The sequence below is a fragment of the Bacillus sp. JZ109 genome (assembly GCF_053903135.1).
The window spans coordinates 2,132,850-2,156,841 of the sequence record NZ_CP096388.1 but is presented as its reverse complement, the minus strand read 5'-3'; the positions used below and the strand labels follow the sequence as shown (position 1 = coordinate 2,156,841).

Sequence of the window (23,992 nt, the reverse complement as noted above, 5' to 3'; positions counted from 1 at the left end):
GTGAATCTCCTCTCCTATAGTTTGTTGACGGCTCCCATGATCTCACTCAATTCATCAAGCGTTAAGTCTTCATCAGTGAAATCAGATGCGCTCCACTCTCGGTTTTCTTTGCCGGTACAATGCTCAATGATGTTTTCCAGAGTCTGTTTAAAATGCCTGGAAAATGTTTGGATTGTTTTTTCCTCAAATTGAACCCTGTTATAGATGATGTGCATGTTCAGGCACCCCGAAGAAACGGCGCCGCTGATATCCAGTGCATAAGGACGCTCCCAGTTCGGGCTGATCTCATTTCCTGGCTTGATGTCAGACACCTCAAAGGCATTTGATTGAATATCCTGATCAAACTGGCCTAAATAATTAAAGCTGATTTCTGGGCTGTTTTTCTGAGAGCCCCATCTTTTGCTGATATATTTCAGCACGCCGTAGCCCGCGCCTTTATGCGGTATACGGTGCAGCATATCTTTTGTCTGTTTAATAAGGTGGCCCAGCCGCTCTTCTTTGTCCTTATGATCGGAATCTCTCATATCAAGCCACACAGGATAAATAGAGGTGAACCAGCCAACAGTTCTGCTAATATCGATGTCCTCAAGATATGATTCCCTTCCGTGGCCCTCCATGCTGATTTTAAATTGGTTATTTCCCGTCCATTTCTGCAAAGCAAGACCTAAAGCTGTCAGAAGGATATCATTCATCTCCGTACTGTAAGCTTTATGTGCAGCCGTTAGTAGTAATTCTGTGTGATGGCGAGATAGCTCAAAATCAATCACTTCTGTATCTTTGAATGTGTTAGATGCTGCGTCATTGTCTTTTGGAATAGGCTGGATGTGACGGCTCTCGCACTCATCCCAGTACGCTGCTTCGCGCTGCACCTGGCGGCTTTTAGAGTAGTCAACTATTCTTTGTGAATACGTTAAATATGAATCTGTTTTTTGCGGCAGTTTAATAGATTCTCCTGAGACTGCCTGTTTGTAAGCAGCTGAAAAATCCTCGAACAAAATGCGCCAGGAAACCGCATCAACAACTAAGTGATGAATCGTCAGAAATAAATGGTCACCATTCTCGGTTCTAAACAATCCAGCGTGAAGTAAGGGGCCGGTTTCCAAACGAATATGTTCTTGCATCCGGCTGGCTGCTTCCTCAATCGTGTACCGTGCTTCTGTTAGGCTATCCTTTACATCAAACAGTTCAAGTGCATATAGCTCCTCATCTGAAAGATCTATCCCTCTGTTTATCTGCACCTGCCTGCCATCTTCATGCCGGCATACGATTCTCAGTGCATCATGATGAGTCACAAGGCTTTTTAGTACTTTTCTAAGCGCAGCCTCATCAAATCGTTCAGCCCGGTAGATCATAACGGACTGGTTAAAATGATGGCTTTCCAGAGATTGCGAGAAAAACCACTGCTGGATAGGTGTCCAAGTAATCTCGCCTTCGACCGGGCCTTGGTCAATGGCGCGTACGTCTTTTCGAACCCGGGCGGACAGTTCACCAAGAGTCTGATGTTCAAACATCTCACGTACTGTCGTTTCAAATCCGCGCTGCTTCAGTCTGGCACAAACCTGCAGCGCTTTAATAGAGTCTCCGCCAAGCTCAAAGAAATTGGCGCTTACACCCAGCTCATCTACATTAAGAAGCTCCTCCCAAATTTCAGCCATCACCGTTTCAATCTCATTTCTAGGACTGATATCATCAGCTGTATAAGCGTGTTTTTCAGGCTCTGGCAGGGCTTTCTGATCGAGCTTTCCATTAACAGTCACCGGGATGCTGTCAATTTGTATCATACGGGCAGGCAGCATAAAGTCAGGTAAGGCGTTTTTTAGGTAAGTTCGGATGTCTGATATATTCGCAGCCTGTTGATCTTTTATCACCATATATGCATATATAGCTGTTTGCCCTTGCTCGTCTGCTCTGGTAATGACAGCCGCCTCTTTAATCATTGGATACTGAAGAAGTGCCGCTTGGATTTCGCCTAACTCAATACGGTGCCCTCTGACTTTCACCTGCTCATCAATGCGGCCTAAGTATTCCAGCTCGCCATTTGACAGGCGCTTAGCAAGATCTCCTGTTCGGTATAATCTGTCTCCCGGAAGATAAGGATTGGATACAAAACGGTCAGCGGTCAGCTCATCTCTGTTGAGATATCCCCGTGCCACACCTTCGCCGCCTATATACAGCTCCCCTGGAACTCCGATCGGCTGCAGATTCATATGAGCATCCATCACATAAGCCTGCAGAGTTGAAAGCGGCCGTCCGATATTGCTTTTATTTTTTGCAATGTCTGCTGCGGACAATTTTTTGAATGTTACATGGACCGTTGTTTCTGTAATACCGTACATATTAATCAAATCAATATGAGGATATTTTTTATTCCAGCTTTGAAGCAATCCGGGCTGTAAGGCTTCGCCGCCAAAAATCACATAGCGGATGCTTAAATGATCTGTATGATTTTGATCTTCAAGCATCAAGCCGTAAAAAGCAGTCGGGGTCTGATTGAGTACAGTTACGCGCTCTTTTTTTAACAATAAACGGAATGCATGGGGGTCACGGGCTGTTTCTTTAGAGACCACGACTAATGTACCTCCGTTCAATAGTGCACCGAACATCTCCCATACAGAGAAATCAAAGCAATAAGAATGAAATAACGTCCAGACGTCTTCATGGTTAAATTCAAAAGGCAGGTTTTGATGCTTCAAGAGACTGATCACATTGCGGTGCTCGACAATGACGCCCTTTGGCTGGCCAGTCGTTCCAGATGTGTATATCACGTATGCGGGCTGATCCGTTACTATTTCTTGAATGTTTACATCAGCCGGAATTGAGTCGTTTTCACATTCATCGATATACAAAATATGCCCGGTGTAGTCTGCAGGTTTGTTTTGACCGCGCTCTGTCAGCAGCCGTTTTGCTCCGCTGTCATTGAGCATAAAGCTAATACGCTCCTTGGGATATTCAGGATCAATCGGCAAATAGGCCCCTCCAGCTTTTAAAATCGATAAAATGCCAATGATCATATCAGGTGACCGATCGAGCATCAGACCGACGATATCCCCAGTTCTCACCCCTTGTTTGATCAGCATAGCAGCTGCCCGCTCGGCTTTTTCATTCAGGTCTCGATACGTAAGCTGAGAATGGCCGCACACTACTGCGATATGCTCCGGATATTTAGCGGCTTGCTTTTCAAATAAGCTTACTATGTTTTCATTTCTCGGATAAGCCGCATACTGTCCCATTTTTTCAAGGAGCAACCTACGCTCTGCAGCAGGAAGCAATTGCATGTCCGAAATTCTCATCTCGGTATCCGCCGTTACCCCTTTCACCAATTCAATAAAATAGGATGCCCACTGCGTAATGGTTTCTTCTTCAAAAAGAGCAGTGCTGTATTCAAAACGGCAGCGTATTCCACTCGGATGCTCCTCAGCGTGTAATGTTAAATCGAATTTAGATATATCATGTTTAGGAGTGACAGACGAAATCGACAGACCAGGCACTTCGAACCGGAAATCTTCACTGCTTTGAAGCACAAGCATCGCATCGAACAGCGGGTTGCGATTTACCTCTCGATTTGTATCGAGCTTATCTGCCAGCTCCTCAAAAGGATAATCCTGATGCTCGTAAGCGGTCAGAGCCAGGTGGCGAATGTCCTGCAAATAGGAGCTGAACGTTTTGTGGCCCTCGGGCTTGCTGCGCATCGCCAATGTATTGACGAACATCCCGATGACGCGCTCCAGATCAGCGTGCGGTCTTCCGGCAGCAGGCGAACCGACAACAATATCCTCTTGCCCGCTTAGCTTAGATAACAAAATAGAATAGACAGCCAGAAGAATCATATACAATGTTGTTCCCGTTTCAGCCATTAAACGGTGCAGTTCATCAGCCGTGTCTTTATCAATGTTGACTTCAATTGTTCCACCGCTGAAATCAGGGAGACGCGGCCTTGTTTTATCAAGCGGTAATTCTAGTGTAGGAAGACTCCCGCCAAGCTGACCAAGCCAGTAGGCCTCCTGTTTTTTGTATAGCTCTTTCGGGTGCTTCTCTTGCTGCCAAACAGCAAAATCCTTATAATGCAGGTTTAAAGCTGGCAACTCTTTTCCGCAATATAAGTCAGTAAATTCTTGGACAAGAGTGCTCATCGAGACACCGTCGGCAATAATATGGTGCATATCGAGCAGCAAAAAGCCGCGGTGATTGCCGATTGTAATGACACATGCTCTAAAAAGCGGACCGGATGATAGATCAAACGGTTTGATAAAGGTCTCGATTGCAGACTCAAGCATTTGTTCTGATTCCATTTCAAGCTCTTTTAGATCAAAAGCTATCTCTGGATAAATGATCTGCACAGGCTCGTCTCTGTCAAGCACAAAAACAGTCCGTAATGCTTCATGCCGATTCACAAGTTCTGTGAGAACGCTTCTCAACCGCTGGCGATTCAGATTTCCGCGTAATTCAAGTACAGCTGGCATGTTATAACCTGTGCTGGCATCTGCCAGCTGATGAAGAGCATATAATCGTTTTTGCGAGAAAGACAGCGGATAGACATCTCTTTGATCCGCAGGTTCAATCTGTGTAAAAGCGTGTTCTTTTAAGCTCATCAATTTGACCGCCATGCTTTCAACCGTCGGATAAGAAAACACCTCACTGAGCGGCAGCTCGACATTAAGCTTTTTATGTATTCTTGATACCAGTGCGGCCGCTTTTAAGGACTGTCCGCCTAACTGAAAGAAATCATCACGAATGCCGATGTGCTGTTTATTCAGCACATCTTCCCAAATATGTGCGAGATCAGCTTCGATTAAGGTTCGGGGCGCCATATATGTGACACTCGTATTGTTTTCTGGTTCAGGAAGCGCAAACCTGTCAAGCTTGCCGCTGGATGTTAATGGCATCCGGCTGATGTTGATAATACTTGCTGGGATCATATAGGACGGCAATGTCCCGGCAAGATGCTGATACAAATCTGGGAGGCTGTTTCCCTTTTCTGGAACGATATAAGCAACAAGCTCCTTTTCCTCAGCAGAAACATCACGGGCCAGTACCGCGGCTTCCTTTACCCCCGGTGCTTGTCGAAGAACTGTTTCAATCTCTCTCAGTTCAATACGGTAACCCCTAATTTTTACTTGATCATCAAAACGTCCAATATATTCAATCGTTCCATCAGGCAAAAAGCGGCCTGCATCACCTGTTCGGTATAAACGCTCTCCTTCAAGGAATGGATGATCAGAGAATGCTTTCTGTGTCAGCTCTTGCTGTTTGTAGTATCCTCTCGCAAGACCCGCGCCGGAAATACACAGTTCACCTGAAGCGCCGATCGGCTGCATTTGATTTCCGTGCAAAACAAATACTTTTGTGTTTCTGATCGGGTGTCCAATCGTGATCCTCTCTTTTTCATTCAGATGCCGCAATATTGTTGTTGCCACACTGTTTTCTGTGGGCCCGTATTCATTTGCCAGTTCTGCAGAAGGACAAATCATTTGACTCAACTCAAGCAGATCAGGCGTGACCGCTTCACCCGCAAATGTCACAATACGAAGACTTTTTGCATCGTCAGCAGTCATCACTTCCAATAACACCCTGTACAGGGAAGGAACAATGATCATGTGGCTGACCTTATAACGGGCTATTTTTCGCTTAAGGGCCAGCACATCCTTCGCTTCGTCATCTGTTGTCAGCAGTACGCACGCACCGGATAAAAGCGGGGTAAATAAGCTCGTTACACAGCCGTCAAACACGTACGAAAACAAATGGAGGGATATATCCTGTTCGGTCATGCCATACTCTTCCCGTCTCCATTGCAATGTATTGGCAATACCGTGATGATCAACTAAAACCCCTTTAGGGCGCCCCGTCGTTCCCGACGTATAGATCAAGTAGGCTAGATCACCTGGCGGCATATTTGGAGCTTCTGTTTGGTAACTTTCTGTATGTTCTATCGTTATCGTATTTCCTTCATAGGACGGAGGGATCAAAGAAATAAGGTCTTCTTCTATCAGCAATTGAGCCGCTTGACTGTCCTTCAGCAGGAAAGAAAGACGTTCTGCTGGAAAATGTGGATCAAGCGGCATATAAGCGCCGCCTGCTTTCCAAATCCCAAGCAGAGCTGCAGGCATTTCCATTGACCGGCCCATCATTACAGCAACGATATCTCCAGATCCAACGCCTTTTTCTATCAGGGCGTGCGCAATCTGATTGGCTCTTATATTTAATTGGCGATAGGTCCAGCAATCGTCTCCCATTTTTAATGCTGCCGCTTCAGGTGTTTTGCGGGCTTGTTCCTCGAACAATTGGGGTATCGTTTTGTTCACATAAGGACGCTCAGTTTCGTTAAACGATTGGATAACCTGTTGCTCCTCCGGCGGCACGATATTGATGTCACTGACGGCAACATCGGGATTTGTCAAAATGCAATCCAGTGCTTGCTTTAGATGCCCCTGAATCCTCAGCATCTCCTCCCGCTCGTAAACGTCTGCGTTGTAGCTGAATTTGATATAAAATGATTCTCCCGGAACGATAACGATATTAAAGTCGTAATTGGTTTGTTCCGACATTGAAATGTCACTCAGCTTCAGAGCGCCTTCGTCATTTTCACTCTCCACGCTTAATGCCTGATGAAGCTGTACAGGGTAATTTTCAAAAACAAAAATATGATCGATCAACCCTTGCTTCAATGGACTATGGTTTTGAATTTCATAAAGCGGATAATACCCATGCTGTTCAGATGATAAAATATCCTCCTGCACGGCTTTGACCAGCGAAGAAAACGTTATGCCTTCCGCAGATCGGATTCGCACTGGAACAGTATTGATAAACAAGCCGACCATTGATTCAATCCCGTCAATCGCTGACGGGCGTCCCGAAATGACGGAGCCAAAAACGGCATCATCTGCAGCATTATATCGATGGAGCAGCACGCCCCAAATACTCATAAACAGCGTGTTTAATGTCACTCCCCAGTTTTGGGCAGCCTCTGTCAGTTTCTCAACCATATCCGGCGCTAATGAAAAGCTGACCTGGGCGGCTTTATAATCCCCCTCTGCCGTGCGGCGCCTTATTCGGGGAATAGAAGCAGTATTGCCGTACTCCTTCAAATATTCGCTCCAGTAGGCAGCAGTCTCTTCTTGATCTTGTTCTCCGAGCCATTCAATATAACGGCTGTACGGCACCGTGCTGCCAAGCTGTACAGGTGAGTTATTTTTGAGCGAATCATACATGCTGAAAAACTCTTTAAGAATAATGCCGAGACACCACCCATCCATGATGATATGGTGATGTGTCCAGACACATGTATATTGGCTGTCTCCTCTATCAAAAAGGGCAAGACGCATTAAAGGATCTTTTTGCAAATCAAATCCTTTTTCCCGATCCTTAGTCATAAAAGCATCAATCAGCGCCTGCTGTTCTTGATCAGCCAGGCGAGAAATATCTTCTCTATATACTGTCAATTCCCGGTTTGATAAGACTACCTGCTGCGGACCTGTAAGATCTGGTACTTCTTTAATGAAAATCGTTCTGAAAATATCATATCTAGAAACAAGAAGGTTTAAGCTCTTTTGAAACGAGTCGACGCATAGATTCCCTGTGATCGTAAACGAGGTCTGTTCGATATATGCTTTCGAGCTGAAATCCATTAATGAATGAAACAGCATTCCTTCCTGCATGTGCGATAACGGATAAATATCTTGAATTTGTGCCGATTGTGCCATCAATTCCACACACCTTTTCAAAAGTTAAAGATCTTTCACGAGATCTTCGATGCTAGATAATGCAGACAACGTTAATTCCTTATTGCTGAAATCGCTCAATGTTTTTTCGCGTGCTTTTTTCTGCGAACAATGCTCAATCGTCTCGATAAGATGCCTGTGAAAACGATCCATAAAGCACTCAATTGAGTGTTTGCTGAACACCTGGGTGTATACCGCTTTTACTTGAAGCCGTCCGTCCGTAATGAGAGCGTTGATGTCCAGCTCATACTCTCGTTCTCTCTCACCCGCTATTTCGTAACGGGGCTGGTAATATGATAATTCAAACGTATCAGCTTCCTTCTCTTCGCTAAATTGACCGAGATAATTAAAGCTGACCTCAGGCTCTTTATGCCGCAGTTCTCCTATGTGTGTTAACAATCCGTATCCAGTTCCTTTGTTCGGTACTCTTCTCAGCATATCTTTTGTCGTCTTAATTCGGTATGCGAGCTGATCCTCGAAAGGCTCGGGAATACCCATGTCTAGCAGAATAGGATAAATGGAAGTAAACCATCCAACTGTCCTTGAAATATCAATGTTTGGCACATGCCCTTCTCTGCCGTGTCCCTCAGTGCTGATCACGACTTGGTCATGCCCAGTCCATTCATAAAGCGCCATTCCTAAAGCTGTAAGCAAAAGTTCGTTGGCATCAGTACCATAGGCTTGCTGGGTTTCAAACAGCAATTTTTCAGTCCAGTCCCCGGATAGTACAAACGCTGCTGCGTCGCTGTTCTTTTGGAGTCTGTCCGGCACATTTTCTATGTCCTTAGGAAGAAAAGCAGTGTGAGCGTCTAAAATCGTTTGCCAATACGGTTTCTCTGAAAGCAATTGTTTACTTTCAGCTATTTGGGTAAGACCATCGGCGTAGGATAAATAAGAATCCGTTTTTGGCGGTAATTGGATTTCTTTCTTTTCTAAAGCCTGTTGATATGCTGCAGCTAAATCTTCAAGCAGAATTCTCCAAGAAACGCCATCTATCACAAGATGATGAAGTGCAATCAGCAAATGATCCCCTTCTGCCGTTTTAAACAAACCTGCTTGCAGCAAAGGCCCTTTTTCTACATTCATTTTGCTTTGAATGACGGTTTCCTCAGCGGCAAGTTTTTCATCAAGATGAGCCCTTTCCAGCGATGCTTTTGTCCAATCTGAAATATAAAGGCCAAACAGTTCATGATCCTTGTGATTGATTCCACGATTAAACTGAATGACATGGCCGTTTTGGTCACGTTGGAAAATCATGCGAATGGCATCATGATGCTCGGTTATTTTACGCAGCGCTAGATGAAGCGCGTTAGCATTGAATCCTTTTTTACTGAAAAGCATGACGGACTGGTTGTAATGATAGTGAAAAGCATGTACCTGTCCGAAAAATCTTCGCTGAATCGGGGTGAGTTCAGCTTCACCTTCCGCAGGTCCCTGGTCCGCTTGAGATGCCAATGGTGTGATATGTCCGCATAGTTCCTGAATCGTTGAATAACGGAATAAGTCGCGTATTGTCATGCTCCAGCCTTCAGCTGCCAGACGTGCTGCCACTTGTAATGCTTTAATTGAGTCTCCGCCAAGCTCAAAAAAGGAATCGTGAATGCCGACTCGTGACATGCTCAGTACATCTTCCCATATATACGCCAACGTTTTTTGCATGTCGTTAACTGGTGCGGTATATGGACGCGATAACACATTATTTGGAGCCGGCAAGGCATTTCTGTCCAGCTTTCCGTTTAGGGTTAGCGGCATGTTTTCTAAAGGAATCAGATGTGCAGGAATCATATACGCTGGCAGCTCCTTTGTTAAAGCAGCACGGAGAGCATTCGCATTGACGTCTGAAGGCACAATATATGCTGCCAAACCAGCCTGTCCATTCTTATCATGCTGAACGGCAACAGCAGCTTCTCTGACAAGCCCCGTTTGAAGCAGAACACTTTCAATTTCTTCTGTTTCAATTCTGTATCCATTTATCTTCACTTGATAATCCATTCGGCCAAGAAGCCGGATCGTTCCGTTTGGAAGCCAGCATGCTCGATCACCGGTTCTGTACAGCCTTTCTCCAGAGACAAATGGATTTTCTGTAAATTTCATTTGCGTTAAGTCAGGTTTATGATGATAGCCTTTCGCAACACCTGCCCCGCCGATGCACAGCTCGCCGGCAACGCCGATCGGCTGAATTTGATCAGTCTGGCTGAGTACGTACATGCGTACATTCGGCAGCGGGCTGCCGATTGGTACGTTATCGCCCGTACACTCTCCACTCATACTTGTTTCATAAAAGCTCGAATCAATGGTTGCCTCTGTGACACCATAGCTATTGATGATGCGCATGCTTTGACCAAAGCGGTCTGTCAATGTTTTGAAATCTTGAGCTTTCACCATGTCGGAACCAAGAATCAGTATGTCTAAGTCAGGGAGCTTGAACTGGTTACGGTATACATACTCCATCACCGGGATAATGAGAGCCGGTGTCGACTCCATCACCGTAATTCTCTGAGAGTTCATGATCTTATATATTTCAGCAGGTTCCAGCCGTGTTTCATCTGGGCAAACGATTAGAGTCCCGCCGTTGGACAATGTTCTCGCCAAATCTCCTGAGAAGACATCGAATGAAAAGCTCGCGATTTGAAGCAGTCTGACAGGCTTCCGATCCAGTTCATAAATTTGACGCCAAGCAAGAGCAGCATGAGTAAAGTTCTGATGGGTGACAATAACACCTTTAGGCGCACCCGTCGTTCCTGACGTATAAATGATATATACCGCCTCTTCAGGAGCAGGAGATAAGTTAAGGTTGCAATTACTTTCTTCATAAGAGCTTTCATCGTCAAGGCAGATATGAGACATCTCAGATTCAGGCGAGTTCGAAATCAAATGCTTCAATTCCTGCTGTGAAAGTAGAATATCTGCTCCGCTATCACGAAGAATATATTCAATACGGGCTTTTGGATAATGTGAATCGATTGGGATATACACTCCGCCAGCTTTCATCACTGCCAGCACTCCAACAATTGCATCAATGGACCGCTTGGCTAAAACAGCCACAGTTGGCTTCGGTCCTTTTCTGTTTTGCAATGTTCGTGCCAGACGATTGGCTCTTTCATTTAGAAGGCGATAGCTAATCTCTGTTTCGTTATCAATAACAGCTATATGTTCTGGAATTTCTTCAGCTTTCGCTTCAAATATGCGATGAAAAGGAATATCTTTTTGAGCAAATTCAACTTGAGTTTTGTTAAATTCAAAGACTATTTTTTGTTTTTCTTTATCACTAAGTATGTTTATTTGTGCAAGGCTTGTTTCAGGAGTTGAAAGTGCCTCATGCAGAAATTCGATAAAATGATCAGCCCAGCGTTCAATCGTAGCTTTCAGGAATACTTCTGTACTAAATTCCATTTCGCAGCAAATAGATCCACTTATTTCCGTAGCTATTAATGTGATATCAAATAAGGAAATGTGATGTGCGAAATTGGCAGGCCGGACTTTTATTTCTCTCAGATCTATGTCTTGTTTTTCCACATTTTGAAGGATAAACATCGCATCAAACACTGGGTTCCGGCTCATATCCCGTGTCAATTCAAGCTTATCAACAAGCTCTTCGAACGGGTAATCCTGGTGCTCAAAGGCTTCCAATGCTGTCTCACGCACTTCCTGCAAATACTGTACGAATGGCTTCCCGCCCTCCGGGCGTGTCCGAAGCGCCAGCGTGTTCACAAACATGCCGAGTATCGGCTCAAGATCCTTGTGCGGACGGCCGGCAATTGGCGAGCCGACGATGATATCCTCCTGTCCGCTTAAGCGTGACAAGAACGCGGTGTAAGCTGCAAGGAGCACCATGTACAGTGTGCTTCCGTTTTCTCGTGCCAGCTTGTGAAGGCCTGATGCAACCTCTTGATCCAGCGTAAATGAGACCTTGTCACCAGCGAAGCTTCGCACCGGCGGGCGGGCATGATCAGCCGGAAGATCCAGCACAGGCAGCTCGCCCTCGAGCTGCTTCAGCCAGTACGCCTCTTGCGTTTTGTACGCGTCTCCTGTTTTGAATCCTTCTTGCCATACGGCATAATCTTTATATTGAATGCGCAGTGCCGGAAGCTTCCGATTATTGTACAGCTCGCCGAATTCCCGAATCAGAATGTTGACGGAAACACCGTCTGAAATGATGTGATGCATATCCACCAGCAACAGGTGCCGCTCATCTGATACCTTTACGATTTGGGCACGGAACAGCGGCGCTTGGCTGAGATCAAACGGTTTGATAAAGGCGGCTGCGGCCTCCTGTTCGGTTCGTGCGCCGAGAACTGTAGTCTGTAACGTAAACGGCGCCTCGTCATGGATGCGCTGCACCGGATCGCCTCCTGCGTCCTGTTCGAAGGAGGTACGAAGCGACTCGTGGCGCTTGATCAGCTCTTTGAAAGCTCTGTCCATCCTTTCAGGGTTGAGCTTCCCTTCGAGCTCTAACACAGCCGGCATATTGTAGCCTGTCCCTCCGTCCTCCAGCTGCTGAAGGACATAAATCCGCTTTTGGGCAGAGGAAACCGGATAGGTTTCCTGTTTTTCAGTGGGCTTAATCGCTTCATATGGACTGTCCGTTCCTTCACGGATAACGGTAGCCAGTCCTTCTACCGTCGGATGGGCAAACACATCTTTTAGCGGCACCTGTACATCGAATTCTTTGGCGATCCGTGAGACAAGCGCTGTTGCTTTTAAGGAATGCCCCCCGCGGTCAAAAAAGTTGTCGTGAATCCCGACAGGGCCATTTTTCAGCACGTCCTCCCACAGCTGAGAAAGCTTCATCTCAGTCACGTTTCTCGGCGCCGTGTAGGTCTCCGCATCTGCCGCTCCGCCAGGAGCTGGCAGGGCGTTTCGGTCGAGCTTTCCGCTTGGTGTAACCGGCCACTGTTCCATTTCTATCATATAGGCTGGGACCATGTAGCCCGGCAACAGGCTCTCAAGCTGCGCTCGGACTTCGTTTCTTTGGAGCCCTTCTACATAAGCGCATAATTCCGGCTCGCCGCTGTCTGTCCGTACGGTAACGGCCGCCTCTCTTACACCTTCTATACTTCTTAGTGCCGCTTCAATTTCTCCCGGTTCAATCCGGTAGCCGCGAATTTTCACCTGATCATCCAACCGTCCCAGGAATTCAATATTCCCGTCAGGGAGCCAGCGCGCCACATCTCCTGTTTTGTACATGCGTTCACCCGGGTAAAACGGGTCTTCTAGAAAACGCTCCTCCGTTAATGCCGGCCGATTCAAATAACCTCTGGCAACACCCGCTCCGGCAATGTATAGTTCGCCGGCGACACCGGAAGGCTGTACGGCTAAATGCGGATCTAAAACATACAAACGCGCACCAGGTACGGGCTTCCCAATCGGAATCCTCAAACGGTCTCTGTCCCGTTCTGGATCCAATACGTAAAATGCCGCGTCTACCGTTGCTTCTGTCGGCCCGTAGCCATGGATTAATGATACCTGCGGCAATACAGAAGCAAAACGGGCTGCCGTACGCGGCGCAAGCGGTTCACCTCCGGCGAATACACGCTTTAGGTTTGTCCCGTCACCAAGCGCTAACATTTCTGCTTGATCCAGAAAGCTATTCAGCATAGCCGGAATAAAATGAGCCGTTGTCACTTTTTCCTGAGTAATGGCTTTTACGATCAATGCGGAGTCTTTTTCCCAGCCGGGCGGAAGCAGATACGCCGAAGCACCGGAAAGAGCCCACCAAAACAGCTGCCACACAGACGCATCAAAGGAAAAAGAGGTTTTCACCATGACAATGTCATCTTCTGAAAGCGGAAACTGGTGCTGCATGCCGGTCAGAAAGGAAACAGCCTGACGGTGCTCAACGGCCACTCCTTTCGGCTGCCCGGTAGAGCCCGATGTATAGATGACATAGGCGAGAGAACCGCCGTCAGCAGGAGTAAACAGATGGTTTTCTGCTTTTTCGCTCGCAAGAGATGTCATGTCCACTTCAAGCGTCTCTCCGGAAAAGTTCGGTGCGGAGCATCCCGGCTGTGTCAGCAAGAGCGATGCCCCGCTGTCTTTCAGCATGTAGCTCAGCCGCTCCTTTGGATACGCAGGATCAAGCGGCAAATACGCCCCTCCGGCCTTCAATACAGCAAGGACAGCGATCAGCATGTCAGGTGAGCGTTCAGACAGGACACCGACGATACTTTCGTTTGTGACGCCGCGTGCCGCAAGGTGCGCAGCCAGCCGGCTGGCGTACATATCAAGCTCAGCGTATGTCAGCGAACCGCCTGAAAAGCGAATGGCCAGCCGCTCCGGTGTGAAAGCTGCCTGTCGCTCAAACAGCCCATGCAGGGTGAAAGCTTTAGGCGAAACAGCTTCCGTCTTGTTAAACTCATACAACAATTTTTGCTTTTCTCTTGTATTCGTCATATCTAATTCTCTTATAAAGCTGTGCGGATGTTGAAGGGCGTTTTCCAGTATGGTAAGCAGATGAGATTGTATTCGTTTAATACCCTCAAGAGAAAACAAGGTATTTTGATAGTCGAAATTTAATTGAATGGTTCCATTGTCTATCCGTTCTTGTATTTGAACTGAAAGCTCGTTCGCGGTGTATCCGCTGAAATAAAGCGCTGTTTCATAGTCAAAATCATCTGCATTATGCCACTGAAGTGGCTGATACTGCATAGATATACCGATAAGGTTGTGTAAATCCTTCTGTTCATTTCTTAATTCATTTACAAGCAAATTATAAGGAAACCGTTGATGACGCATAACAGAAAGCTGTTCCCTGCCTATTGTGCGGACAAAGGAAAGAAAATCTGTGTCAGGATCAACCGTTATTCTGATTGGAAGAGAACTAACGAACATGCCGAGCATTTCTTTTTCAGCCTTTGACCCTCTGTTGCCATAGTAGGTGCCAATGGCAAGATCTTTTTTAGAAGTGATTCGGCTAATGCATATGTAAAATGAAGCCATAAATAAGGAAATGATATTGATCTTGTGTTCTTCGCAGAAGTTTCGAATCGTTTGCTCTAGATCAGGTGAAAGAATGATGGTGTCTCTGGATGCAGATGTGCTCTGTTTTTGTAAGGACGTCTGGTCGGCTAACGAGTGGTATTCCAACGGGTGCTCAAAGGTTTGTGTCCAAAATAAACGGTCCTTTGCAAACCGCGGAGATTGTAGATATTGACTCTCTTTTTCGATGTAACTCAAGTAAGAAGGTTCCGGCTGATCAGGTAAAGGATCTTTCTTTTTCATTTTTTGATAAAGATCTATAATTTGATTTCCCATCACATTTAAAGAGATTCCATCCATTATGATATGATGGAATTTCGCAAATAGCCAAACTTCATGAGAGTCAATTCTAAGGAGGTAAAATTGATAAAGAGGCGAGTTGAACAGTTTAAATGGAATGCTCGCTTGATCCTGAATCCATTGCTCTATTTCTATCATTTCAACATTTGAAAAATCAATTATTCTAAGTGGATAATATTTATATTCAGTAAGGTGCAATCGCGGCTCAAGCTCTTCTCCTTCTAACAGCTGAAATCTAATGGCGTCGTTGCGGGAGATGGAATGATTCAGCGCTCCCTCGAGAGTATGAAGCTCAATATTGCCTTTGAATTTCACACAGGCTGTGAGATTGCAAATGCTGGTATCTGGCTCCAGCAGTTCAGTAAACCACACTCTCCTTTGGGCATGGGTTAAAGAATAAGTATGTTCGCTCAACGGATTCCCTCCAGTTCTCATAATAAGAGGATAAGAAAAAGTAGAAAAAAGCAGAAAAATGTCAATAAAAGAAATTATATGACTATATAATCCATATATGCACTATATTAACGGATATTTTTTAAAGTACAATAAAAAACATTAAATTTTTATAACATTTTTTTGAATATAGTATTATTTCTTTATTTTTCGTTTCTTTTTTTATCAAATTTCCGGATATAAAGTGATAAAAGTATTGTTTTACATAAGGTCTTATACACTACTTTTTAATCGGACTAATTTTCTTTTGTGCATCATTCTTCTAATTGTTGGAAGGTTCGACAAAGCGTTATTACAGACATAAAAAAACCTGTTTTCTCTTGGAAAACAGGTCTGCCGCTATTATTGATTTGCCAAAATGACAGCGATTTGATCCTCAATATCTTTTCCATCCTCTTCATCAATCAATCCATTTAGAAGAATAGAGAAAACAAGTTTTTTTCCGCTCTTTGTTTCTGCGTACCCCGATAGAGAGCTTACCGTACTGAGCGATCCGGTTTTTGCTCTTACTTTTCCTTGTGCAGGAGTGTCTTTCATGCGGTTTCTCAGCGTTCCGCCCACCATTCTGTCAGGATTGCCCGCAACAGGTAAAGAATTTAGATAAGCCGAGAACCAACTCTGATCCTGAATGTCATATAACAGCTGTGAAAGTTGATCTGAGGATACAGCATCAATATGTGAGATTCCTGATCCGTCTCTTAAGACGAGTGATTTAGAATCAACACCAAATTCCGGAAGCGTACTGTTTAACACTTCGAGCCCCTTTTCCCAGCTCCCTTCTCCTTTTTTCACTTTCCCCATCTCTTTTACGAGCACTTCGGCATGTCCGTTATTACTTAATTTCATGAACGGCACAAAAAGTTTCGATAAAGGCATTGAGCGATGAGAGAGCAGCACATCTGAAGAACTAGGTGCTTCACCCGTCTTGATGTTCCCTTTCACAGTAATTCCTTGTTTTTTTAGTGACTGCTTAAATAAATCTAAGGCATATCCGGCAGGCTCCCAGACAGAAATCCATTCCTTTGTCTTGTTTGCGTCAACCGGTACGCTCCCTTCAATTGTAATCGTGTTTGTTCCATGCTCTCTTTCGATTGTGAGGTCTTTCTCTGAACCGGCAGCAGTCGTTTCAGCACCGTTCTTTATCGTTATATAATCGGTTTTCGGAGAGACAGACACGGCAGGCTCTTCCCCTTCTTTTTGATTTGGGGTGACCTCAACAATCACAGTGCCTGCATCATAGTCTTCATTCGGAGACGCTGTTAGAGCGGAGATTGGCGCGCCATAATATGTGTATTCATCGCTCCAAGGCATATCAGGTGATAATCGCATGTCATCATGCCACGTATCATCACCGATCAGATTGCCTTTAATTACTTTTACGCCGGAATGTTTCAATTTCTCAGCCATTTTGTCAAAATCAGATGGTAAAAGTGTCGGATCGCCTTTCCCTTTCAAATAAAGGTTACCATTCAGCTTTTTCCCTTTCAGTGTTCCATCCGTCCGGACCTCGGTTGTAAAAGAATAGTTCTCGCCAAGGACAGAAAGTGCCGCGGCCGCTGTCAAAAGCTTTAGAGAAGAGGCAGGCCTCATTCGGGTGTCTCCTGAATGTTCATATAGAACAGCACCTGTTTCCGCAGAGCGAACGGTGATGCCGGCCATTGCGCCTTCGAGGGCAGGATGATCAGCTAAAATCTTATCGATCTGCTCGGAAAGTGCATCTTGTTTTTCAGCGGCAAGCGCAGCCTGATGCATATAAGGCACCGAAGCAACAACGAAAAGCAGTAAAACAGCAACATAAAGCTTTATGCTTTTTTTCATTCATTTCCCCGCCTCTCTGCGCTTCATCATTGGCTATTGATGATTCAGTTCAATGGTGATACTGCTTTTAGCTGTCGTTTCTTCTCCCGGCTCCAGCACTTGTAAACCAGTGAGTGACGAAGGTAAATCAAGATTCACAGCGTTTGTCACCCATGTGTAAGGTTCAGGGCATAAATACCCTTGTTTTCCGTCCGCATTGTATACAACCCAATGTTTAAATTGTTCATCTGCCTTATAAATAATGCTGATATGTGCATGCTGATGATAAATGACTGCCTGGTTTTCTCCGCCCCTCTTCTGATAGGAAGATAAAAAGACATCATCCAGCTGCTTGTGGCGCAAATCCATTCCTTCATGCAAAGCTTCTTTATTCGGTACATCCATCAGTTTCCCGGTCGGCAGCAGGCGTTCATCCAACTCCCATTGCTGATCTGCTGTCAGGGAGAATAACGAGCTTTCTGCCGGAAACACAAATGTAGTATGATACCCAATTCCCCAAGGAAACGCTTCCTTTCCTTTGTTCATGACCGTCGCATGTTTAAATAGGGTATTCCCCTTGATCGTGTATGTCATCCGAACGACGGCATGATGAGGAAATTGATTCTGCACATGGGGAAGCTCAGAAAGATCAATTTCTGTTTCAACAATCACTCCTTCATCAGTTTGCTTCGTGGTCACGACATTCCACTTTTCATGGTAAAGAAACCCATGAAGATGGTTGTGTTTATCCTTCTCGTTGATATCAAAATGATACGTTCTGCCCCGGAAACTGAATGTACCGTCACTTATGCGGTTAGGCGGGAACAGGATTGGAATGCCATACAATGTTGGTGTGTCGTGAAAACTTTCTGCTGTTTCCGGTTCACGCAAAAGCTGGACATTTGTTGTTTTGTCCACGAGAGAAATGACGTTGCTCCCCCACTCAGGGACAACAATCATTTCTAGATGTTCGTTGCCCGCTTTGATGGCCGGCGTTCCCAAATACGTGATTTTCTCAATAAAGTTTGCCATGTTTACTCAACCTCTCCTTGATTCATTGCTAGTATAAGAATTCAATGTACTGTACCATATTTCCTCCATTTTATATTTTCCTCGATCAAATAAAAAAACACCGTTCAAACTTATGAACGGTGTGATTCGGAGGCTATTGGATGAGACGTGTGATTTGTTTCTTTTTCCAGACGAATTGATAATACCCATAAATCAACAGCAAGCTGACGGCAAACGCAGCTGGATAACCAACCCAGACGCCGAGTATTTCAAGCTTTGTATAGTGAGAAAGGACGAAAGCGACAGGCACCTCTACTCCCCAGATTGCAAAAATACTGATGACGGTCGGCCATAAAACTGTTCCGCTTGCCCGCATCGTTGCAGAAATAATTTGGGCATTTCCAAACAGCAAATAGCTCCACAATGTAATCATCAAAAGACGGTGTGCAATGTAAAGCGTCTCTTGCTCGGTTAAAAATAACGATAAAATCTGATGTGAAAAAACATAGATCAGAATGATCAGTACGCCGCCAATGATATAATTCAGCCAAATCCCCACGCGAATGACCTGCTTTAAGCGGTCAAACTCGTTTGCCCCAATCGATTGCGCAGCGAAAATAGAAACCGCAATACCAAGGCTGACGGCCGGCATCTGTACATAGCTGGCCACCTGGTTGACCACTCCGTATGCAGCTGTTGCATTAGAGCCGTAATGATTGACGAATGAAATAACCGCTATCTCTGATAATGAGACAAGAATCATATTGATGCTTGCTGGGACCCCAAGACGCAGCAGGAGAACCAGCAGTTCCTTATCCATTTTCAAATAACGACGCACTGTTTTATCAAATTGCAGCGGGTGTTTTCGCTTTCGTAAATACACCATTAACACGAGAAAAGTCGCAATCGTGGAAATGACAGTTGCATATGCCGAGCCGTATATGCCCAGTTTCGGAAAACCAAACATGCCAAGGATTAAAACAGGCAAAAGCGCGATGTTGATGACCGTGCTCACAATCAGCGTATAAAACGGTGTCTTAGAATCCCCTGTTCCGCGCAAAAAGGTAGTATATGCAAAATATAAAAACATAAACGGCATAGCATAAAATAAAATACGTGCATAGTTAGCGCTGACATGAATGACATTTTCAGGCGTGCCCATTAAACGAAGGATATCCAGGGTGAAAATACTGCCGATGACGGCTAACACAACGCCTAATAAAAATGTAAACGTGAGCGTCGTCCCGACAACAGCCTTTAGCCGTTCCTCATTTTTCGCTCCGTAAGCTTGTCCGATCAGAATCGAACTACCTGAACCGATCCCAATCGTAAATGAGATTAAAAGAAAAAATAACGGGAAAAAGGATGATACAGCTGCCACTGCATCAACACCAAGCCATCTGCCTACAGCCATCATCCCGACTAGCTGGCCGACTGATTGCAGCACATTGCTCAGCAGAAGCGGCACTAAAAAGAGTGACATCGACCGCCAAACTGATGGTTTGCTTTTCTTTTGAGTTACAAGAGGTTCTTGTGATGTTTCCATATTAAAGGACTCCTTTATTTGAAATCGTTTTTAAACATGCCCTCATTTTTTGACAAAAACAGGATATGTAACATGTTATTATTCATCACTGCACATATGAAACCCTTCCCGATTCTTCTAATTTTACACATCTTTTTAGCTTATAAAGAATAAACTAGCAAGTAATGGCATATTTTTTGTGAGTAAAAGAATAAAAAATAATTTATGCAAAAGTATTGTAATCTATCCGTAATTATTGTAACATTTGTAACATAAGAGAAAGAGATTTTGAAGGAGAGAGCGATAATGAAAAAATGTCTTCTATTTCTAACAACCATTGCACTTATTCTGTCATTAAGCACAAATGCATTTGCGAAAAATACATCAGGCGATTTATCACAAAAACAAGCATTACAGTTGGCATTATCTGCTAGAGAACATTTTTGGAACACCATGAGCGGACACAATCCGAAGGTGAAAAAAGCAGTTTGCCCATCAGGCACATTCGAGTATCAAAATCTTCAATATGTATACATGTGCAGTGATCTAGGCACTAAAGCAAAAGCGGTGAATTATTTAACTCCTATTTTTACAAAAACAGCAATCGAAAAAGGCTTTAAAGATTATCATTTCACTGTTTCAAAAGGAAAACTTGCTGTTCCAATCGGTGACGGAGACAATCTTTTGAATTGGAAAAAATCAACTGCTAAACTGATCTCTAAAAAAGGCAGCACAATCACATACGAATTTACCGTCCCTACATTAGACGGATCCCCTTCTGCAAAACGGAAAGTGACATTTGTGAAAGAAAATAAAAAATGGAAAGTCAATCAATTTGACGCAGTTATATAAGAAAAACGCCCGGGATAAGCGGGCGTTTTTTATTTGGTCTGCATAAAGAAAGACAACAGGCGAAAAGTGCCTGTTGTCTTTTTGTGAATATAACGCTCTAGGAGAGATTCGAACTCCCGACCTGCAGTTTAGGAAACTGCTGCACTATCCGCTGTGCTACTAGAGCTTTTGGTATTTATATAGTAGCTCTGATGATCAATATTTTCAAGCGATTTGTATTAAAGCCCTCCAAAAACCTTATACGCGGCTCTTGTTGTATCTTCATCAATACCAATATACCGCATTGTAATTGATGGTGATGAATGATTCAGTATTCTCTGCAGCTCGGCGATGTCTTTCGTTCGCTGATAAAAATGATAGCCAAACGTTTTCCGGAGTGTATGCGTCCCTATCTCCTCAAGTCCGCACGCCGCAGCGGCCTCTCTTAAAATTCTGTAGGCCTGAATGCGGGAAATCGGCTTCCTGGTCCGCACTGATTTAAAAAGATATTCGTTTTCCTTCATGTCTTTCGTATACTCGTATATTTCCTGTTTCAGCGATTCTAAAATAAGAATCTTTCTTTTCTTTTTCGTTTTGCTTTCAGTCGCCCATAAATGATCTTTATTTTGAACGTCCTTCACTTGCAGCGGCAGAATATCAGAAATGCGGAGCGCGCTGTTGATGCCGAAAATAAACAGAAAATAATCCCGCTTGTTTTTGTTAAGCAAATACTGTTTGACTTCTTGGATTTTCTCTAGACTGCGAATCGGCTGTACAATATGCATCAAAAAACTCCTTAAAAACCGTTATGTAACGTTTTGAGGTCTATGTTACTATTATAGCTGAAAAACGTTGAATGTCAAAGTGCGGCGGCGTTTATGTAACATAATATACATAGTGTTACATAAGCTTTTAAAAAAGCTTCTTCCAACCTTCACCCTATAAAATAAGCTTTAAAGCCTCTTATAAAGCTTTTAACCTCTTGGATACTTATCCCCCTGCTAATCATCAAAAAACCTCTTAAAACGAAATCTGACACTCCCAATTTTCTGGAGCTTCCGCAAAAATATACAAAAAAAGACACAATTTCAAATTGTGTCCTAATCCTCATCCTTTACATCAATATCTTCCGGGATCGGTTCATTTAATATTTCCTGCACCAGTGCTTTGTAATTCTCCAGCTGTTCGAGATGCGTTTTGAACTGTTCCTTATAAATCAAAAATTGCTCCCCGTCATGAACGGCTCTGATTTTCCCTTCGAGCACCAAGCTTTTAATATAATCCTCTGAAAGATTTGTATATTCTGCTGTTTCTTCAATCGTTAAATACATATAGCAGTCCCTTCTTAATCCGTATGCTGATTCTAATATAGCACATGGCTCATATCAATATAATCAATTTTGCACAGAAAAACCGCTTTATGTACTATATAATATACCATTTGTCACTTGTGAAAACGCTGTAATTTTTTTACGCTAAGATTGTAACAATACAGCTTCATATAGGAGGGAGAACATGAAAAGAACGTGGAACGTCTGTTTAACAGCTCTGCTTAGTGTTCTGTTAGTCGCTGGAAGTGTCCCTTTTCACGCGGAAGCTAAAAAACCGCCCAAAAGCTACGATGAGTACAAACAAGTAGATGTTGGAAAAGACGGCATGGTTGCGACCGCACATCCTCTTGCTTCTGAAATCGGTGCTGATGTGCTGAAAAAAGGAGGAAATGCTATTGACGCAGCGGTTGCCATTCAATTTGCACTCAATGTAACAGAGCCGATGATGTCAGGTATTGGCGGCGGCGGTTTTATGATGGTGTATGACGGAAAAACGAAGGATACAACGATAATCGACAGCCGTGAGCGTGCTCCAGAAGGCGCAACTCCTGATATGTTTCTGGACGAAAACGGCAAAGCAATTCCTTTCTCTGAACGTGTAACAAAAGGTACTGCCGTTGGTGTTCCAGGCACTCTGAAAGGGCTGGAAGAAGCCTTGGATAAATGGGGAACCCGTTCAATGAAGCAATTAATTACCCCTTCTATTAAACTCGCTGAAAAAGGCTTTCCGATTGATTCGGTGTTGGCAGAGGCCATTTCTGATTATCAGGAAAAGCTTTCACGGACTGCCGCAAAAGATGTATTTTTACCAAATGGCGAACCGCTTAAAGAAGGAGATACCCTTATTCAAAAGGATTTGGCTAAAACATTTAAGCTTATTCGCTCCAAAGGCACTGACGCTTTTTATAAAGGAAAATTCGCCAAGACGCTTTCTGACACTGTCCAGGATTTCGGCGGATCAATGACAGAAAAAGATTTAGAAAATTACGACATTACAATTGATGAACCGATTTGGGGAGACTATCAAGGCTATCAAATCGCTACTACTCCTCCTCCAAGCTCCGGCGGTATTTTCTTATTGCAAATGCTAAAAATCCTTGATGATTTTAACCTTTCACAATACGATGTCCGCTCATGGGAAAAATATCAGCTGCTTGCTGAAACGATGCATTTGTCATATGCCGACCGTGCGTCTTACGCAGGTGATCCCGAATTTGTAAATGTTCCTCTCAAAGGCCTGCTTCACCCCGATTATATCAAAGAACGCCAGCAATTAATCAACCTAGATCAAGTGAATAAAAAACCGAAAGCCGGTGACCCTTGGAAATACCAAGAAGGATCAGCAAACTATAAACAAGTTGAACAGCCGAAAGACAAAGTAGAAGGCCAAACAACCCACTTTACAGTTGCTGATCGATGGGGAAATGTTGTTTCTTACACAACAACAATCGAACAGCTATTCGGAACGGGTATTATGGTCCCTGATTACGGTGTTATTTTAAACAATGAATTAACGGATTTTGATGCGATACCAGGCGGAGCTAACGAAGTACAGCCAAACAAACGGCCTTTAAGCAGCATGACCCCGACGATTTTATTTAAGGATGACAAGCCTGTCCTCACGGTTGGATCTCCTGGCGGGGCCACAATTATTTCATCCGTTTTGCAAACCATTCTCTACCATATAGAATACGGTATGGAATTAAAAGCGGCTGTTGAAGAGCCGAGAATTTATACAAACAGCATGAGCTCTTATCGTTACGAAGACGGAGTTCCTAAAGATGTCCTCAGCAAGCTAAACGGGATGGGCCACAAATTCGGCACAAGTCCGGTGGATATCGGAAACGTGCAAAGCATATCGATCGACCATGAAAACGGAACCTTTAAAGGTGTAGCTGATTCAAGCAGAAACGGCGCGGCGATCGGCATTAATTTAAAACGTAAATAAATTAAAAAACTGTACTCGCTTCAAATGAGTACAGTTTTTTCATGCAGATCTTTAATAACAACGGGCATTGGTAATGCTCTGTATCCCTGATTGCAATCCAAAA

9 protein-coding genes and 1 tRNA gene are annotated in these 23,992 nt (G+C 44.2%); 2 read left to right on the top strand and 8 right to left on the bottom strand.

Features of this window, described 5'->3' with window-relative positions:
• Positions 1 to 14: 14 nt before the first annotated feature.
• The 5 genes from ppsB to M1D94_RS11455 form a co-directional block, all read right to left on the bottom strand.
• Complete coding sequence (gene ppsB, locus M1D94_RS11475; protein ID WP_456270251.1) at positions 15 to 7,697, bottom strand: plipastatin non-ribosomal peptide synthetase PpsB; 7,683 nt, start codon at positions 7,695 to 7,697, stop codon at positions 15 to 17.
• 24 nt (positions 7,698 to 7,721) lie between these two features.
• Complete coding sequence (gene ppsA / locus M1D94_RS11470) at positions 7,722 to 15,407, bottom strand: plipastatin non-ribosomal peptide synthetase PpsA (RefSeq protein ID WP_456270250.1); 7,686 nt, start codon at positions 15,405 to 15,407, stop codon at positions 7,722 to 7,724.
• A gap of 381 nt (positions 15,408 to 15,788) precedes the next feature.
• Positions 15,789 to 17,264: a D-alanyl-D-alanine carboxypeptidase/D-alanyl-D-alanine endopeptidase gene (dacB, locus tag M1D94_RS11465; protein WP_038830001.1), complete on the bottom strand. Its 1,476-nt coding sequence runs from the start codon at positions 17,262 to 17,264 to the stop codon at positions 15,789 to 15,791.
• 33 nt (positions 17,265 to 17,297) lie between these two features.
• Positions 17,298 to 18,275, bottom strand: a complete 978-nt coding sequence (gene galM / locus M1D94_RS11460; RefSeq protein WP_038830000.1) for an aldose 1-epimerase — start codon at positions 18,273 to 18,275, stop codon at positions 17,298 to 17,300.
• A gap of 133 nt (positions 18,276 to 18,408) precedes the next feature.
• Positions 18,409 to 19,800: an MATE family efflux transporter gene (locus M1D94_RS11455; protein ID WP_004399508.1), complete on the bottom strand. Its 1,392-nt coding sequence runs from the start codon at positions 19,798 to 19,800 to the stop codon at positions 18,409 to 18,411.
• Between the two features lie 285 nt (positions 19,801 to 20,085).
• Between M1D94_RS11455 and iseA the strand changes: the two genes are divergently transcribed.
• Complete coding sequence (gene iseA, locus M1D94_RS11450) at positions 20,086 to 20,631, top strand: DL-endopeptidase inhibitor IseA (RefSeq protein WP_004399558.1); 546 nt, start codon at positions 20,086 to 20,088, stop codon at positions 20,629 to 20,631.
• 93 nt (positions 20,632 to 20,724) lie between these two features.
• On the opposite strand, the gene M1D94_RS11445 is transcribed toward iseA, so the two are convergent.
• From M1D94_RS11445 to M1D94_RS11435, 3 genes are all read right to left on the bottom strand, one after another.
• A tRNA-Arg gene (locus M1D94_RS11445) sits at positions 20,725 to 20,797 on the bottom strand.
• Positions 20,798 to 20,849: 52 nt separating this feature from the next.
• Complete coding sequence (locus M1D94_RS11440) at positions 20,850 to 21,395, bottom strand: site-specific integrase (protein ID WP_003231473.1); 546 nt, start codon at positions 21,393 to 21,395, stop codon at positions 20,850 to 20,852.
• 315 nt (positions 21,396 to 21,710) lie between these two features.
• Positions 21,711 to 21,941, bottom strand: a complete 231-nt coding sequence (locus M1D94_RS11435) for an excisionase family DNA-binding protein (RefSeq protein WP_003231472.1) — start codon at positions 21,939 to 21,941, stop codon at positions 21,711 to 21,713.
• Between the two features lie 184 nt (positions 21,942 to 22,125).
• Between M1D94_RS11435 and ggt the strand changes: the two genes are divergently transcribed.
• On the top strand, positions 22,126 to 23,889 hold the full coding sequence (gene ggt, locus M1D94_RS11430; protein WP_072175711.1) for a gamma-glutamyltransferase: 1,764 nt from the start codon (positions 22,126 to 22,128) through the stop codon (positions 23,887 to 23,889).
• The last annotated feature ends 103 nt before the right edge of the window (positions 23,890 to 23,992 follow it).

What these genes read in the sequence shown, in the direction of transcription:
- ppsB (WP_456270251.1), bottom strand. Translation starts at nt 7,697, where the DNA reads ATGGCACAATCGGCACAAATTCAAGATATTTATCCGTTATCGCACATG.
- dacB (WP_038830001.1), bottom strand. Translation starts at nt 17,264, where the DNA reads ATGAAAAAAAGCATAAAGCTTTATGTTGCTGTTTTACTGCTTTTCGTT.
- M1D94_RS11440 (WP_003231473.1), bottom strand. Translation starts at nt 21,395, where the DNA reads ATGCATATTGTACAGCCGATTCGCAGTCTAGAGAAAATCCAAGAAGTC.
- M1D94_RS11435 (WP_003231472.1), bottom strand. Translation starts at nt 21,941, where the DNA reads ATGTATTTAACGATTGAAGAAACAGCAGAATATACAAATCTTTCAGAG.
- M1D94_RS11455 (WP_004399508.1), bottom strand. Translation starts at nt 19,800, where the DNA reads ATGGAAACATCACAAGAACCTCTTGTAACTCAAAAGAAAAGCAAACCA.
- ggt (WP_072175711.1), top strand. Translation starts at nt 22,126, where the DNA reads ATGAAAAGAACGTGGAACGTCTGTTTAACAGCTCTGCTTAGTGTTCTG.
- galM (WP_038830000.1), bottom strand. Translation starts at nt 18,275, where the DNA reads ATGGCAAACTTTATTGAGAAAATCACGTATTTGGGAACGCCGGCCATC.
- iseA (WP_004399558.1), top strand. Translation starts at nt 20,086, where the DNA reads ATGAAAAAATGTCTTCTATTTCTAACAACCATTGCACTTATTCTGTCA.